Below are 15,486 nucleotides of genomic sequence, written 5' to 3' on the forward strand. Positions count from 1 at the left end.
AAATGCTGAAAAATAAGGGGTTTAGCACCGTGCAAACCGCTTTAAAACGTGGCGCCAACTCTATGTTCTGACTGACGTTTTGCCCACGCACACGAAAAATTGACATTAAACTAGCACGACCAAAGATAACTTTACACCGTCTGTCAAAATGCCTTGAACAAATATGTCCATTTGCCACTTTCCCCAGACCGGTAAATCGCCCTACAGCGTGCTGTAAATTCTCTCTCCCGGCGTGGCTCAGGATTCCACCATCGCCATCGCCTCTTCCACATCCACCGCTACCAATCGCGAACATCCGGGCTCATGCATCGTCACCCCCATCAACTGGTCGGCCATTTCCATGGCGATCTTGTTGTGGGTGATATAGATGAACTGCACGGTCTGGGACATCTCTTTGACCAACCGAGCGTAGCGTCCAACGTTAGCGTCATCCAGCGGCGCGTCAACTTCGTCGAGCATGCAGAACGGCGCCGGGTTCAACTTGAAGATGGCAAATACCAGAGCCAATGCGGTCAGGGCTTTTTCGCCGCCGGACAATAAATGGATGGTGCTGTTCTTCTTGCCCGGAGGCCGCGCCATGATCGTTACCCCTGTATCGAGTAGATCTTCGCCCGTCAGTTCCAAGTAGGCGCTGCCACCACCGAAAACTTTTGGGAATAACGCCTGTAAACCGCCATTAATCTGATCAAAGGTATCTTTGAAGCGGTTGCGGGTTTCCTTGTCGATCTTGCGGATCACGTTTTCCAGGGTGTCCAGGGCTTCAACCAGATCGGCGTCCTGGGCATCCAGATAACGTTTACGCTCGGACTGCTGCTGGTACTCATCGATAGCGGCGAGGTTGATCGCGCCCAGGCGTTGAATACGTGCGGCAATCCGTTCAAGTTCTTCTTCGGCGTCTTTCTCGTTGGCCTGGACGGTCAGGGTGTTGAGCACGCCGTGCAGGTCATAGCCGTCTTCCAGCAATTGGTCTTGCAAGGTCTTGCGGCGCACGCTGAGGGCTTGCCATTCCATACGCTGTTGTTCGAGCTGGCCGCGGATCAACTGCGATTGCTGCTCGGCCATGGTGCGACGCTTTTCGGCGTCGCGCAGTTCACGGTCGGCGTCTTCCAGGGCGATCTGGGCGGTCTTGAGTTCGACATCGACGGTCATGCGCTTGTCGAGCAATTCCTCAAGCTTGAGGCGCAGCTCTTCCAGCGGTGCCTCGCCCTCCTCCAGGTTGAGGCTCAGTTGCTCGCGCTTTTCGGTCAGGCGTTCGGACTGCATCTCCAGGCGCTCAAGGGCTTGGCGTGTGGAATCATGCTGGGCGCGCAACGAGCCCAGGCGTACGGCCAACTGATGGGCGTGGTCCTTGTGCTGCCGGGCTTCCTGGCGCACGCGGTCAAGGCGCTCGCGCAGGCTGTCGCGCTGGGCCAGCAGTAACTCGCGCTGTTCGGTGTCCAGGGCCATGCTGTCGAGGGCCTCCTGCAAGTGCAGGCGCGCTTCACCGATCTGTTCGTGTTCCAGGGCGCGCTGTTCGCCCATTTCGGCCACTTCTTCGTCAAGACGGGTGCGGCGCAGGGTCAATTGCTCCACCTTGGCCCTGCTCGCAGACAATTGGGCTTTCAACTCGCCTTGCTGGCGCGCTTCGTCCTGCAACAGCCGACGCAGGTGTTCGCGGCCGGTTTCCTGCTGGCGCTGGGTAGCGCGCAGGGTTTGCAGTTCGGTTTCCAGGCTTTCCAGTGTGGCTTCGCGTTCTTCACGCTCGGCGCTCAGGTTGACGATTTCCTGGCCACGGGCCAATACGCCACTTTCCGCCTCACTGGCCCGGCGCACGCGCAGGAAGTGGCGGCCGACCCAATAACCATCGCGGCTGATCAGGCTTTCGCCGCCCTCCAATTGGCCGCGTTGGGCCAAGGCTTGCTCAAGGGACTCCACGGGCCTGACCTGGCCCAACCATGGCGACAGATCCATCGCCGCCTCGACCTTGTCCAGCAAGCTGCCCGGTACCCTTGCACCCTCGGGCGCCGGGCTGAGCAGGCGCAAATCGCCCTGGGCAAACCCGGCCAGGTCAAAGCCGCCGAAATCATCTACCAGCACCGCTTGCAGATCGGCACCCAGCACGGTTTCCACCGCCAGTTCCCAGCCGGCTTCGACTTTCAAGCCTTCGGCCAGGCGCGGGCGCTCGGCCAAATGTTGGTCGCGCAGCCATTCGGCAGTGCCAGTGCCGGGGTCGAGCGCGGCTTGCTGCAAGGCTTCCAACGAAGCCAACCGACCATTGAGCCGCTGCAAGTCGCCCTGGGCTTGCTGCTGCGCCTGGGTCGCGGTGTGCAATTGCTGGCGCAGTTGCTCCAGGCGCTCCACTTGCTGTTCTTCGCTGGCCTCCAGCTCTTCCAGGGTCATTTCGCTTTCGGCCAGTTGTTCGCTCAGCGCCATGATCGCCGCGTCTTCCGGGTCGGCAGCGAGCAGGACACGCTCTTCCTGCAGACGGCGCTGGCGCTCGGCCAGGCGTTCCATGCTGGTTTCCAACTGCTGGATGCGCGACTGCTGCACCTCGGCCTGGCGGCGCGGCTCAGCGGATCGCAGGTTGAAGGCGTCCCACTGTTCCTGCCAGCCGTGCATGGTGGCTTCGGATTCTTCCAGGGCGGCGGCGGCTTCTTCGGCGGCGGCGCTGGTGATTTCCTGCTCGGGGGTGAGCATGTCCAGCTCTTCGCCCAGGGTCAGCAGCAAGGTACGGTCATGGCCCAGGTGCGATTCGGTTTCCAGGCGTGCGCGTTCGGCTTCCTTCAAGTCATCCTGCAACTGGCGCAAACGCTGCTGGCCGTGCTGGATACTCTGCTCAACCCGGGCAATGTCACCGCCCACCGAATAGAAGCGGCCTTGCACCAGATTGAAGCGCTCGGACAACTCATGGTGGCCGTCACGCAAGCGCTCAATGCTGGCGTCGGCATTACGCTGCTCGGCCACCAGCGCTTCAAAACTGACTTCCTGGGTGCCAATAATCGCTTCGCGCTGGCCCACCTGGTCATTCAATGCTTGCCAGCGCAGGGCCGACAATTGCGCCTTGAGCTGGCGCTCTTCACCCTTGTATTCCTGATACTTCTCGGCGGCCTGGGCCTGGCGGTGCAGGCGTTCGAGCTGGCGCTCCAGCTCCTCGCGCAGGTCGGTGAGGCGGGCGAGGTTTTCGTGGGTGCGGCGGATACGGTTTTCAGTCTCGCGGCGGCGCTCCTTGTATTTGGAGATGCCAGCCGCTTCTTCGATAAAGTTGCGCAGGTCTTCGGGCTTGGCTTCGATCAGCTTGGAGATCATGCCCTGTTCGATGATGGAGTAGCTGCGCGGGCCCAGGCCAGTGCCAAGGAAGATATCGGTGATATCGCGACGGCGACACTTGGTGCCGTTGAGGAAGTAACTGTTCTGGCTGTCGCGGGTGACTTTACGACGGATGGAAATTTCCGCGTAGGCTGCGTATTCGCCGATCAGGGTGCCGTCGGAATTATCGAATACCAGTTCGATACTGGCCTGGCTCACCGGCTTGCGGCTGGTGGAGCCGTTGAAGATGACGTCGGTCATCGACTCGCCGCGCAGGTTTTTCGCCGAGCTCTCGCCCATCACCCAACGCACGGCGTCGATGATGTTCGACTTGCCGCAACCATTGGGCCCCACCACCGCCGCCATGTTGCTGGGGAAGTTGACGGTAGTCGGGTCGACGAAGGATTTGAACCCCGCCAACTTGATGCACTTGAGCCGCACGCTTAGGCGTCCGCCAACGCAGCGATGACCAGCGAGCTACTGCGCTGGCAGTAGGCGGTGAGCACCCCACGTATCTGCACCAAGTCACGGGCCAGTACTGCGGCGAGCAATTGCTCGAACAGCGCCAGGAACTCGCTCATGGACGCCTTGCGCTGATCCAGGGCCAGGTAATAGGCGCGGTTCATCGCCGGCTGCAGGTTCTCGACGGTTTCCTGCAAATACGGATTGTTGGCGAAGGGGTATGCAGCGCGCATCACATTGAAGCTTTCTTCGACGAAGGCGCGGATGTCCTCGCGCTCCAGGCTCAGATGCAGGCGTTGCTGGATCTGCAGGAACGGAGCCATGTCGGCCTGGGTCTGCCAGCCTTCGGCAACCGCATTGCCGAGCAGGATGTACATCTCGCCCATCAACGTACACAGGCTCTGCACCTTGTGCGCGGTGAGTTCGGTGACGTGGGCGCCACGGCGCGGCAGGATCGCAATCAGATGGCGGCGCTCAAGGATCAGCAAAGCTTCGCGCACGGAACCACGGCTGACGTTGAGCGCCAGCGTGACTTTCTGTTCCTGGATCCGCTCCCCAGGCTTGAGATCGCCGCGAATGATACGTTCGGCGAGGTGGTGAGCAATTTGCTCGGCGAGACTGTCCGGCGCCTTGAACGTCATGTTTTCCCTTCAAAATCTGCTATCGGTACAAGCGCGGCAGTGTAGCGCATTGGCCCGCTGATGGCGCTACGCCCACCGTGGCGAATTTGGCACGAAATAAGCAACGTTGAAAGCCTGTAAGCCGCCAAAAACGCCGGTTCCAGAAGACTGGACCATAATTGAAAGTGTTGTGATCGTATTTTCTTGACCCTTAGGTCAGAAAACCATTGACCGAAAAGTCAGACATGACTAGATTCGGCGCAAAGCGGTTAACAACAATAATGAGTCTGCGAGGCCTTCCGTGATCCAGTTTTTACTTAACCAGGAACTCCGTAGCGAGCACGCCCTGGACCCCAACCTGACCGTGCTCAACTATCTGCGCGAGCATGTGGGCAAATCCGGTACCAAGGAAGGCTGCGCCAGCGGCGACTGTGGCGCGTGCACCGTGGTGGTCGGCGAGTTGCACACCGACGAGCAAGGCGTCGAGCAGATTCGTTATCGCAGCCTCAATTCCTGCCTGACGTTCGTGTCGTCACTGCACGGCAAACAACTGATCAGCGTCGAAGACCTCAAGCATCAGGGCCAACTGCACAGCGTGCAACAGGCCATGGTCGAGTGCCACGGTTCGCAGTGCGGCTTTTGTACCCCAGGTTTTGTGATGTCGCTGTTTGCCCTGCAAAAGAACAGCGATGCCCCCGACAGCCAGAAAGCCCATGAAGCCCTGGCCGGCAACCTGTGTCGTTGCACCGGTTATCGCCCGATCCTCGCCGCCGCCGAACAGGCCTGCTGCAACAAGCCCCAGGATCAATTCGACAGCCGCCAGGCTGAAACCATCGCCCGCCTCAAGGCCATCGCGCCGACGCAAACCGGTGAACTCAACAGCGGTGACAAGCGCTGCCTGGTGCCACTGACCGTCGCCGACCTGGCCGACCTCTATGACGCCTATCCGCAAGCCCGCCTGCTGGCCGGCGGCACTGACCTGGCGCTGGAGGTCACCCAGTTCCACCGCACCCTGCCGGTGATGATCTACGTCGGCAACATTGAAGCCATGAAGCGCATCGAGCAGTTCGACGACCGCCTGGAAATCGGCGCGGCCACCGCCCTCTCCGACTGCTACGCCGCGCTGCACCACGAATACCCGGACTTCGGCGAACTGCTGCACCGCTTCGCCTCCCTGCAAATTCGTAACCAGGGCACCCTGGGCGGCAATATCGGCAACGCTTCGCCCATTGGTGATTCGCCGCCGCTGCTGATTGCCCTGGGCGCGCAGATCGTACTGTGCAAAGGCAACACCCGCCGCACCCTGGCGCTGGAAGACTATTTCATCGACTACCGCGTCACCGCGCGCCAGGACAGCGAGTTCATCGAGACCATCATCGTGCCCAAGGGCCACACGCTGTTCCGGGCCTACAAGGTGTCCAAGCGCCTGGACGACGATATTTCCGCGGTGTGCGCGGCGTTCAACCTGAACATCGACAACGGTGTGATCAGCGCGGCTCGCGTTGCCTTCGGAGGCATGGCCGCCACACCAAAACGCGCAAAAAATTGCGAGGCCGCGTTGGTGGGCGCCATCTGGAACTTGGCCACGGTCGAGAAAGCCTGCGCCGCCCTGGCACAGGACTTCACCCCACTGTCGGACTTCCGCGCCAGCAAGGAATACCGCCTGCTCAGCGCGCAGAACCTGCTGCGCAAATACTTCATCGAACTGCAAACGCCGCACATCGAGACTCGGGTGACCGCTTATGTCTAACCATCACGCCGTGGTAAAAACCCAGGCCGAACTTGCCGCACTCTTTGCCCAGGACCTCACCACCGGGGTAGGTCGCAGCGTCAAGCATGACAGCGCCGCCAAGCACGTCAGCGGTGAAGCGCAGTACATCGACGACCGCCTGGAATTTCCCAACCAGTTGCACCTGTATGCGCGCATGTCCGACCGCGCCCATGCCCGGATCATCAGCATCGACACCGCGCCCTGCTACGCCTTCGACGGCGTACGCATTGCCATCACCCATGAAGACGTACCGGGCCTGAAAGACATTGGCCCGTTGATGCCCGGCGACCCGCTGCTGGCCATCGACACCGTGCAGTTCGTCGGCCAGGTGGTACTGGCCGTGGCCGCCCGCGACCTGGAGACCGCACGCAAGGCGGCGATGGCGGCGGTGATCGAATATGAAGACCTGGAACCGGTGCTGGATGTGGTCGAGGCGTTTCGCAACAAGCACTTCGTGCTCGACAGCCACACCCACCAGCGCGGCGATTCGGCCACTGCGCTGGCAAGCGCCAAGCACCGTATCCAGGGCACTTTGCATATCGGTGGCCAGGAACACTTTTATCTGGAAACCCAGATTTCTTCGGTGATGCCCACCGAAGACGGCGGCATGATCGTCTACTGTTCCACGCAAAACCCCACCGAAGTGCAGAAGCTGGTGGCCGAAGTGCTGGATGTGTCGATGAACAAGATCGTGGTCGACATGCGCCGCATGGGCGGTGGCTTTGGCGGCAAGGAAACCCAGGCCGCCAGCCCGGCATGCCTGTGCGCCGTGGTGGCGCGCCTCACTGGCCAGCCGACCAAAATGCGCCTGCCACGGGTCGAAGACATGCTGATGACCGGCAAGCGTCACCCCTTCTATATCGAATACGACGTGGGGTTTGACGACAACGGCCGACTGCACGGCATCAACCTGGAACTGGCGGGTAACTGCGGTTGTTCGCCGGACCTGTCCAACTCGATTGTCGACCGCGCCATGTTCCACGCCGACAACTCGTATTACCTGGGCGACGCCACGGTCAATGGCCATCGCTGCAAGACCAACACGGCCTCCAACACCGCCTATCGCGGCTTCGGCGGCCCCCAAGGCATGGTCGCCATCGAAGAGGTAATGGACGCCATCGCGCGCCATCTGGGCCAAGACCCGCTGGCGGTGCGCAAGGCCAACTACTACGGCAAGACCGAGCGCAACGTTACCCACTACTACCAGACCGTCGAGCACAACATGCTCGAAGAAATGACCGCCGAGCTTGAGGCCAGCAGCCAGTACGCAGAGCGCCGCGAAGCAATCCGCCTCTACAACGCCCACAGCCCGATCCTGAAAAAAGGCCTGGCGCTGACCCCGGTGAAATTCGGTATTTCGTTCACCGCCAGCTTCCTCAACCAGGCCGGGGCACTGATCCATATCTACACCGACGGCAGCATCCACCTGAACCACGGCGGCACCGAGATGGGCCAGGGCTTGAATACCAAGGTCGCGCAAGTCGTGGCCGAGGTATTCCAGGTCGAAATCGACCGCGTCCAGATCACCGCCACCAACACCGACAAGGTACCCAACACTTCGCCCACCGCCGCCTCCAGCGGCGCCGACCTGAACGGCAAGGCCGCGCAGAATGCGGCCGAAACCATCAAGCAGCGCCTGGTGGAATTTGCGGCGCGCAAATACGACGTGAGCGAGGCGGACGTGGAATTTCGCAACGGCCATGTGCGCGTGCGCGAGCAGATCCTGAGCTTCGAGGCGTTGATCCAGCAGGCGTATTTCGCCCAGGTATCGCTCTCCAGCACAGGTTTCTACAAAACCCCGAAAATTTTCTACGACCGCAGCCAGTCACGCGGGCGACCGTTCTACTACTACGCCTTCGGGGCGGCTTGCTGCGAAGTGATCGTCGACACTCTGACCGGTGAATACAAAATGCTGCGCACCGACATCCTGCATGACGTCGGCGCTTCGCTGAACCCGGCCATCGACATCGGCCAGGTGGAAGGCGGCTTCATCCAGGGCATGGGCTGGCTGACCATGGAAGAGCTGGTGTGGAACAACAAGGGCAAGCTGGTGACCAACGGCCCGGCCAGCTACAAGATCCCGGCAGTGGCCGACATGCCGCTGGACCTGCGGGTGAAGCTGGTAGAGAACCGCAAGAACCCGGAGGACACGGTGTTCCATTCCAAGGCCGTGGGTGAGCCGCCGTTCATGCTCGGGATTGCTTCGTGGTGTGCAATCAAGGATGCGGTGGCGAGCTTGGCTGACTATCGCCAGCAGCCCAGGATCGATGCGCCGGCCACGCCCGAGCGGGTGTTGTGGGGGTGTGAACAGATGCGGCAGTTGCGGGCGGCGAAGGCTGTCGAGGCTGACACTGAGATGGCTTCGCTCTAGACCGAGGCGCGACCTTCGCGAGCAAGCCCGCTCCCACATTTGAAATGCATTCCAATGTGGGAGCTGGCTTGCCTGCGATAGCGGCCGAACTAACAGCAGAAATGTTGAGGTAGACATGGACAACTGGATCAGCGCCCTCGCCACCCTGCAAAACCAGGGCGAACCCTGCGTGCTCGTCACCATCATCGAAGAACTCGGCTCAACCCCGCGCAACGCCGGTTCCAAAATGGTCATCAGCGCCGCGCACACCTTCGACACCATCGGCGGCGGGCACCTGGAATACAAGGCGATGCAGATCGCCCGGGACATGCTGGTGCGCGGGCAGCAGAACACCCATCTGGAGCGCTTCAGCCTCGGCGCCAGCCTGGGCCAGTGCTGCGGCGGCGTGACCGTGCTGCTGTTCGAACCCATGGGCCAGGCGCAAGCGCACATCGCCGTGTTTGGCGCCGGCCACGTCGGCCGTGCGTTGGTGCCATTGCTGGCGAGTCTGCCCTGCCGGGTGCGCTGGATCGATTCCCGCGAGCAGGAATTCCCGCAGCACATCCCCCAAGGCGTGCGTAAAATCGTCAGCGAAGAGCCGGTCGACGAAATTGCCGACCTGCCTGCAGGCAGCTACTGCATCGTCATGACCCACAACCACGCGCTGGACCTGGAACTGACCGCCGCCCTGCTCAAGCGCAACGACTTCGCGTACTTCGGCCTGATCGGCTCGAAAACCAAGCGGGTCAAATTCGAACACCGCCTGCGTGATCGCGGCTTTGACGCCGCGCAGTTGCAACGCATGCGTTGCCCCATGGGCCTCCCCGAGGTCAAGGGCAAGCTTCCGGTGGAGATCGCCATCTCCATCGCCGGCGAAATCATCGCCACCTATAACGCCAATTTCGGCCAGCACCTTGCCGGCGCCGAACCTATTGCCAAACTGCTGCCGGCTTCGCGCCGCAGCCACGCTATCTGAATTGAGACGATCATGCCTTTGACTCGCAAAGCCTACCGTGCCGCCATCCTGCACAGCATCGCCGACCCTGCCATCGTGGGGGTCGAAGCCTCCTATGAATATTTCGAGGACGGCCTGCTGGTGATCGACAACGGCCAGATCAGTGCCCTTGGGCACGCCAGCGACCTGCTGCCGAGCCTGCCCGCCGATATCGACATCACCCATTACCAGGACGCGCTGATCACCCCTGGCTTGATCGACACCCATATCCACCTGCCGCAGACCGGTATGGTCGGCGCCTATGGCGAGCAGTTGCTGGACTGGCTCAACACCTACACCTTCCCCTGTGAAAGCCAGTTTGCCGACAAGGCTCACGCCGAAGAAGTCGCCGATATCTTCATCAAGGAACTGCTGCGCAACGGCACCACCACGGCGCTGGTGTTCGGCAGCGTGCACCCGCAATCGGTGAATGCATTCTTTGAAGCGGCCGAGAAACTCGACCTGCGCATGATCGCCGGCAAGGTGATGATGGACCGCAACGCGCCGGACTACCTCACCGACACCGCCGAATCCGGCTATCAGGAAAGCAAGGCGCTGATCGAACGCTGGCACGGCAAGGGGCGCCTGCATTACGCGGTGACGCCACGCTTCGCCCCTACGAGCACGCCGGAGCAACTGACGCTGGCCGGTCAGTTGCTGGGCGAGTACCCAGACCTGTACATGCAGACCCACATCAGCGAGAACAAGCAGGAAATCGAGTGGGTCAATGAGCTGTTTCCGGAGCGCAACGGCTACCTGGATGTCTACGACCATTACAAGCTGCTCGGCGAGCGCTCGGTGTTTGCCCACGGCGTACACCTGTGCGACGACGAATGCGCACGGCTGGCAGAGACTGGTTCGGCGGTGGCGTTCTGCCCGACTTCGAACTTCTTCCTCGGGAGTGGGTTGTTCAACCTGCCGATGGCCGAGAAACACAACTTGAACGTGGGCCTGGGCACCGACGTGGGTGGCGGCACCAGCTTCTCGCTGCTGCAAACCCTGAACGAAGCGTACAAGGTCATGCAGCTGCAAGGTGCGCGCTTGAACCCGTTCAAGTCGCTGTACCTGGCGACCCTGGGCGGCGCTCGAGCGCTGCGCCTGGAAGACAAGATCGGCACGTTGCAGCCGGGTACCGATGCAGACTTCCTGGTATTGGATTACAACGCCACGCCGCTGCTGAGCTATCGCCTGAAACAGGCCAATAACATTGCCGAGACGTTGTTTGTGCTGATGACGTTGGGGGATGACCGGACGGTGTTGCAAACCTATGCAGCCGGGCAACTGGTGCACCAGCGCTGATTCAAGCTACATACAACAAATGTGGGAGCAGGCTTGTGTGGGAGCTGGCTTGCCTGCGATAGCATCACCGCGGTGTAACTGATACACCGCGGCGCCTGCATCGCGGGCAAGCCCCCCACACAAGCCTGCTCCCACATTTGATTGGGTTTACAACTTTACAGACGAGCGCCCAGGTTTTTTAGTCTGTAAAAGATGCGAAAACACCGCATGCAAATCATCCGACGCACTCTCTTCATCGAGGTTGAGCTTGCTGTCGATGTGATCCATGTGATGCATCATCAAGTTCACCGCCAACGTCGCATCCCGGGCTTCGATCGCGTCGATCAACTGGGTGTGCTCATCGTAGGAACAGTGCGAGCGGTTGCCGCTTTCGTACTGGGCGATGATCAATGACGTCTGGGACACCAGGCTGCGCTGGAAGCTGATCAGCGGCGCGTTCTTCGCGGCTTCGGCCAGCTTCAAATGGAATTCGCCAGAGAGACGGATACCGGCGCCACGGTCACCGCGCGAGAAGCTGTCGCGCTCGTCGTTGACCATCTGGCGCAACTCGGCCAACTGCTCGGCCGTGGCGTGCTGCACCGCCAACTCCGTGATCGCCCGCTCCACCAGGCGCCGGGCCATGAACACCTGACGCGCTTCTTCGACGCTTGGGCTGGCAACCACCGCACCGCGATTGGGCCGCAGCAGTACCACGCTTTCATGGGCCAGGCGCGACAGCGCGCGGCGAATGATGGTGCGGCTCACGCCGAAGATCTCGCCCAGTGCCTCTTCACTCAATTTGGTTCCGGGCGCCAGGCGTTGTTCAAGGATCGCCTCGAAGATATGCGCATAGACGATATCGTCCTGGGTTCCGCTGCGACCGGCCTTGCCGGCTCGCGGTTGTTTCTTGAGAGGTTGCAACTGTTCGTTCATGGGCACTCGGGTTTGAGAACGGCGAATTAACGGTAATACGGCAACAGCGTGTCGCTGGCAAGTATCACCTAAAAACAGCGCACATTGTACACAACCCACTGCGCCAACACACTGTACGGCTGTTTGCGGCCTCGGCTGTATTGCAATGACTCGTTACGTTTGAGTTTAGGCTTGATTCCACGATTTCCCACGCCCTCTTTGTAGGAGCGAGCTTGCTCGCTCCTACAGGAAAGCCTGACACAAGGATCATCGCTCCATGACCGACGCCACCCAAGCGCCCTTGCGCCCGCTGGCCGACACTTCTGCGTCGGCCGTCGTCGCCGGCTTTATCGCCATGATGACCGGCTATACCAGCTCCCTGGTGCTGATGTTCCAGGCCGGCCAGGCCGCCGGCTTGACCACGGCGCAGATTTCTTCGTGGATCTGGGCGATCTCCATCGGCATGGCGGTGTGCAGCATCGGCCTGTCCCTGCGCTATCGCACACCAATCACCATCGCCTGGTCCACCCCTGGCGCGGCGCTGCTGATCACAAGCCTGGGCGGGGTGAGCTATGGCGAGGCCATCGGTGCTTACATCACCTGCGCTGTATTGGTGACGCTCTGCGGGTTGACCGGCAGCTTTGAGACGCTGGTCAAGCGGATTCCGGCGTCATTGGCGGCGGCGCTGCTGGCCGGGATTCTGTTCAAGATCGGCAGCGAAATTTTCGTCGCCGCCCAGCACCGTACCGGGCTGGTGCTGGGGATGTTCTTCACCTACCTGATCATCAAGCGTCTGTCGCCGCGCTATGCCGTGCTGGCCGCCCTGCTCATCGGCACCGCCTTGTCAGGGCTGATGGGGCTGCTGGACTTCAGCGGCTTTCATCTGGAGGTGGCGACGCCTGTGTGGACCACGCCGCACTTCTCGCTGGCGGCGACCATCAGCATCGGCATCCCGCTGTTCGTGGTGGCCATGACCTCGCAGAACATGCCCGGCGTAGCCGTGCTGCGGGCCGACGGCTACACCGTGCCGGCGTCACCATTGATCACCACCACCGGCCTGGCGTCATTGGTGCTGGCACCGTTCGGCTCCCACGGCATCAACCTGGCGGCGATCAGCGCCGCAATCTGCACCGGGCCGCACGCCCATGAAGACCGCAACAAGCGCTACACCGCTGCGGTGTGGTGTGGGGTGTTCTATGGGATTGCCGGGGTATTCGGCGCCACGCTGGCAGCACTGTTCGCAGCCCTGCCCAAGGAACTGGTGCTGTCGATTGCGGCGTTGGCGCTGTTTGGCTCGATCATCAATGGCTTGAGCATCGCCATGAATGAGCCGAAGGAACGGGAAGCGGCGCTGATTACCTTTATGGTCACGGCGTCAGGCTTGACGTTGTTTTCCATCGGTTCGGCGTTCTGGGGGATTGTGGCGGGGGTGTTGACGCTGCTGATTCTGAATTGGCGCAAGGCATAAAAAAACGGCGACCCTCAGGTCGCCGTTTTTTTCAGTATCACTTAGCCGCGTTGATCGGCTTTTCCGGATACCACACGTCCAGCAACGGGCTGACTTCAGCCTTGGTCAGCTCGGAACGGGTTTTCAGCCAGGCTTCGACCGCAGCACGCTGCTCTTCGGAGACCGAGCCACGCTTTTGCAGGCAAACCAGACCATAGTCATCGCCGCCGACATAGCCCAGGCCATTGGCTTCCATGGCTTCTTTGATGAATGCTTCGAGGAAAGCGTCGATAGCTTCTTCACTCAGGCCTTCGTTGAAGTCCAGGTTCAGTTCGAAACCCAGCTCTTGAAATTCATCAACGCACAGTTTTTTGCGCAGACGCTGGGAACGGTTAGTCGCCATTGGAACAATCCTCATAAGTATTAACGGGCGGCACTTTAGCAGTTTAAGGCGGCAATTGCCCGACTCTCTGGGACCGACGGGCAAATGCGCGCAAAAAAACCGCGATTAGCGGCTATCGTTCAGCTACAAGCAGCGCCAGCTTGGGGCATAATGCCGACACTTTCGTGACCAATGAGGGATTTTCTTCCGTACCCCTCGCCTTTTTCACCCTCCTCAGCAGTAGGGTTTTATTTCTTATGATCAAATCTTTGCGTTCAGTGTTACTTGCCAGTGTTGTCTTGCCCCTGGCCTTTTCCGTTTCCGCTGCTCCCGTCAATAACACCCTGCCACCCAGCGTTGCGCAGGCCTTGCAGAAAGCCAAGCTGCAAAATACCGCGCTGTCCCTGGTGATGCTGCCCCTGAACGGCCCTGGTACCCCTACGGTTTTCAACGCCGACGTCTCGGTTAACCCGGCTTCCACCATGAAGCTGGTCACCACTTATGCGGCCCTGGAAATGCTCGGCCCCAACCATCAGTGGAAGACCGAGTTCTACACCGATGGCGCCCTCAGCGGCGGCGTATTGCGCGGCAACCTGTACCTCAAGGGCGGCGGCGACCCCAAGCTGAACATGGAAAAGCTCTGGCTGCTGATGCGCGACCTGCGCGCCAATGGCGTTCAGCAAGTCACCGGCGATCTGGTGCTAGACCGTAACTTCTTCAACCAGCCGCAATTACCCGAGTTCAACGACGACGGCAACGATGAGAACAAGCCGTTCCTGGTCAAGCCCGACGCCTTGCTGGTCAACCTAAAGGCCCTGCGCTTCGTGACCCGCAATGATTCGGGGCGGGTGATTGTATCGGTCGAGCCGCCGATTGCCAGCATTCGCATCGACAACCAGGTGAAAGTCACCAACGCCAAGCAGTGTACCGGTGACGTGCGCTACAGCCCGGTGACCGCCGCCGACGGCAGCGTGACCGTGACCGTCAGCGGCCAACTGGGTGATGGCTGCAGCTCGCAGACTTACCTGTCGCTGCTCGACCACGCCACCTACACCGCAGGCGCCGTGCGGGCGATCTGGAAGGAGCTGGGCGGTACCATCCAGGGCCGTGATATCCAGGCTCCGGTGCCCAAGGATGCCAAGGTGCTGGCGCGCGCCTTCTCGCCGGACCTGGCGGAAATCATCCGCGACATCAACAAATACAGTAACAACACCATGGCCCAGCAGTTGTTCCTGAGCCTGGGTGCGCAGTTTCGCAACGATGCCGATGGCGACGATGCCAAGGCCGCGCAACGCGTCGTGCGCCAGTGGCTGGCCAAGAAAGGCATCACCGCGCCGCACCTGGTGATGGAAAACGGCTCCGGCCTGTCCCGCGCCGAACGGGTCAGCGCCCGCGAAATGGCGGCCATGCTGCAAGCGGCGTGGAAAAGTCCTTATGCGGCGGAGTACATCAGCTCGATGCCCATCGCCGGCACCGACGGCACCATGCGTAAACGCCTGAAAACCACCGCCCTGCGCGGCGAAGCCCACGTAAAGACCGGCACCTTGAACACCGTGCGCGCCATTGCCGGTTACAGCCGCGACAACAATGGCAATACCTGGGCGGTGGTGGCGATTCTCAACGACTCCAAGCCTTGGGGAGCCTCGTCGGTATTGGATCAGGTGCTGCTGGACCTGTATCGCCAGCCGAAGGCCGTTGCGGCCGCGCCGGTCCTCTAAGCACTCCATTACCCTGTGGGAGCGGGCTTGCCCGCGATAGCCATAGGTATCTACACAACTTCGGCACGACGCTAAATCTGTGGCGAGGGAGCTTGCTCCCGTGACGGCCTGGCAGCCGACACAGATATAACTGATGCCCTGCGATCCAATGTGGGAGCTGGCTTGCCTGCGAAGACGGCCTGACAGTCAACACAGTTGGACCGTGTACATATCCATTCCTGCGGTAACGGCCACTTAGGGTTCCGCCCTGACGGCGGCTCACTTTCG

General features: G+C 60.9%; 10 protein-coding genes. 6 read left to right on the forward strand and 4 right to left on the reverse strand.

Annotation, left to right across the window (positions count from 1 at the left end; genetic code table 11):
* Positions 1–237: 237 nt before the first annotated feature.
* Positions 238–3,726, reverse strand: a complete 3,489-nt coding sequence (gene smc / locus GIV35_RS17340) for a chromosome segregation protein SMC (protein ID WP_236264494.1) — start codon at positions 3,724–3,726, stop codon at positions 238–240.
* A 2-nt stretch (positions 3,727–3,728) separates the two neighbouring features.
* Positions 3,729–4,388, reverse strand: coding sequence for a GntR family transcriptional regulator (locus GIV35_RS17345; protein ID WP_236264493.1), 660 nt, complete (start codon positions 4,386–4,388; stop codon positions 3,729–3,731).
* A gap of 280 nt (positions 4,389–4,668) precedes the next feature.
* On the opposite strand from GIV35_RS17345, the gene xdhA reads away from it, so the two are divergent.
* The 4 genes from xdhA (at position 4,669) to guaD (ending at position 10,781) form a co-directional block, all read left to right on the forward strand.
* Entirely contained in the window at positions 4,669–6,117 is a 1,449-nt protein-coding gene (gene xdhA, locus GIV35_RS17350; protein ID WP_105227767.1) for a xanthine dehydrogenase small subunit, read from the forward strand.
* Positions 6,110–8,509, forward strand: coding sequence for a xanthine dehydrogenase molybdopterin binding subunit (gene xdhB / locus GIV35_RS17355; protein ID WP_236264492.1), 2,400 nt, complete (start codon positions 6,110–6,112; stop codon positions 8,507–8,509). The genes xdhA and xdhB overlap by 8 nt, the downstream gene beginning before the upstream one ends.
* A gap of 115 nt (positions 8,510–8,624) precedes the next feature.
* Positions 8,625–9,464 (forward strand): xanthine dehydrogenase accessory protein XdhC, encoded by an 840-nt coding sequence (xdhC, locus tag GIV35_RS17360; RefSeq protein ID WP_127881131.1) that lies wholly within the window; start codon positions 8,625–8,627, stop codon positions 9,462–9,464.
* Positions 9,465–9,476: 12 nt separating this feature from the next.
* Positions 9,477–10,781: a guanine deaminase gene (gene guaD, locus GIV35_RS17365; protein ID WP_105227772.1), complete on the forward strand. Its 1,305-nt coding sequence runs from the start codon at positions 9,477–9,479 to the stop codon at positions 10,779–10,781.
* 147 nt (positions 10,782–10,928) lie between these two features.
* Here guaD and GIV35_RS17370 read toward each other — a convergent pair whose 3' ends face one another.
* Positions 10,929–11,693 carry a GntR family transcriptional regulator gene (locus tag GIV35_RS17370; RefSeq protein ID WP_014719469.1) on the reverse strand — a complete coding sequence of 255 codons (765 nt, stop codon included), beginning with the start codon at positions 11,691–11,693 and terminating at the stop codon, positions 10,929–10,931.
* A 256-nt stretch (positions 11,694–11,949) separates the two neighbouring features.
* Here GIV35_RS17370 and GIV35_RS17375 point away from each other — a divergent pair, with 256 nt between their 5' ends.
* Positions 11,950–13,140, forward strand: a complete 1,191-nt coding sequence (locus GIV35_RS17375; protein ID WP_236264491.1) for a benzoate/H(+) symporter BenE family transporter — start codon at positions 11,950–11,952, stop codon at positions 13,138–13,140.
* 37 nt (positions 13,141–13,177) lie between these two features.
* On the opposite strand, the gene GIV35_RS17380 is transcribed toward GIV35_RS17375, so the two are convergent.
* A complete protein-coding gene (locus GIV35_RS17380; protein WP_003193255.1) occupies positions 13,178–13,522 on the reverse strand; it encodes a YggL family protein in 345 nt (114 codons plus the stop codon).
* A gap of 236 nt (positions 13,523–13,758) precedes the next feature.
* Between GIV35_RS17380 and dacB the strand changes: the two genes are divergently transcribed.
* The gene (gene dacB, locus GIV35_RS17385) at positions 13,759–15,219 is read left to right on the forward strand and encodes a D-alanyl-D-alanine carboxypeptidase/D-alanyl-D-alanine endopeptidase (protein WP_054921721.1); all 1,461 of its coding nucleotides are present in this window, start codon (positions 13,759–13,761) and stop codon (positions 15,217–15,219) included.
* Positions 15,220–15,486: the final 267 nt, after the last annotated feature.

It is taken from the genome of Pseudomonas sp. PA-1-6B (assembly GCF_021609545.1).
Classification (GTDB): domain Bacteria; phylum Pseudomonadota; class Gammaproteobacteria; order Pseudomonadales; family Pseudomonadaceae; genus Aquipseudomonas; species Aquipseudomonas fluorescens_BV.

Coding starts and splice junctions, on each gene's coding strand:
- GIV35_RS17380 (WP_003193255.1), bottom strand. CDS start 13,522: ATGGCGACTAACCGTTCCCAGCGTCTGCGCAAAAAACTGTGCGTTGAT.
- xdhC (WP_127881131.1), top strand. CDS start 8,625: ATGGACAACTGGATCAGCGCCCTCGCCACCCTGCAAAACCAGGGCGAA.
- guaD (WP_105227772.1), top strand. CDS start 9,477: ATGCCTTTGACTCGCAAAGCCTACCGTGCCGCCATCCTGCACAGCATC.
- GIV35_RS17345 (WP_236264493.1), bottom strand. CDS start 4,388: ATGACGTTCAAGGCGCCGGACAGTCTCGCCGAGCAAATTGCTCACCAC.
- xdhB (WP_236264492.1), top strand. CDS start 6,110: ATGTCTAACCATCACGCCGTGGTAAAAACCCAGGCCGAACTTGCCGCA.
- dacB (WP_054921721.1), top strand. CDS start 13,759: ATGATCAAATCTTTGCGTTCAGTGTTACTTGCCAGTGTTGTCTTGCCC.
- GIV35_RS17370 (WP_014719469.1), bottom strand. CDS start 11,693: ATGAACGAACAGTTGCAACCTCTCAAGAAACAACCGCGAGCCGGCAAG.
- GIV35_RS17375 (WP_236264491.1), top strand. CDS start 11,950: ATGACCGACGCCACCCAAGCGCCCTTGCGCCCGCTGGCCGACACTTCT.